Source organism: Ruegeria sp. A4 (assembly GCF_056543025.1).
The window spans coordinates 1-590 of the sequence record NZ_JBQGAW010000029.1 but is presented as its reverse complement, the minus strand read 5'-3'; the positions used below and the strand labels follow the sequence as shown (position 1 = coordinate 590).

Sequence of the window (590 nt, the reverse complement as noted above, 5' to 3'; positions counted from 1 at the left end):
CGCGCCCCGCGCCGTCCGCGAGTATCTCGACACGCTGGACGAGGCTGCGTTCGGCGCTGCCAGCGAGGTTCAGCCCAAGTTCACATCGCATTCCGATCCGGCGAGCCAATGGACCGCAGCCCGCAAAGGCCCTGCATTCTTTAGCTATTCCGACAACTACCTGATCGATACAGATCACGGAGTTATCATCGACGTCGAAGCCACCAGATCAATCCGTCAGGCTGAGGTCGGATCGACCAAGACCATGTTGAACCGAGTAAAGGAACGGTTCGATCTGCATCCGGAGAGACTAATCGCGGACACCGCCTATGGCACCGGCCCACTTCTGGGCTGGCTGGTTGATCGCAAGATTGCGCCGCATATCCCGGTGTTCGACAAGTCCGGTCGCAATGACGGCACCTGGACCCGCGCCGACTTCGAATGGGATGCTGAGAATGACCAATACATCTGTCCCGAAGGTCACGCCCTCAAGCAGTTCCGCCGCAACTACTCAGACCCCAACCGCGGTCCGACGGGCAAGGGCACCGCTCGCTATCGCGCTCTGAAAGAGGTCTGTCAGGTCTGCCCATCGAAAACCAAGTGCTGCCCCA

Annotated in this window: 1 protein-coding gene; it reads left to right on the top strand. The window is 59.8% G+C overall.

Annotated features, from left to right (window positions below):
- On the top strand, positions 1-590 hold a 590-nt coding region (locus ACR0E2_RS20680), incomplete at both ends, for a transposase (RefSeq protein ID WP_480447760.1).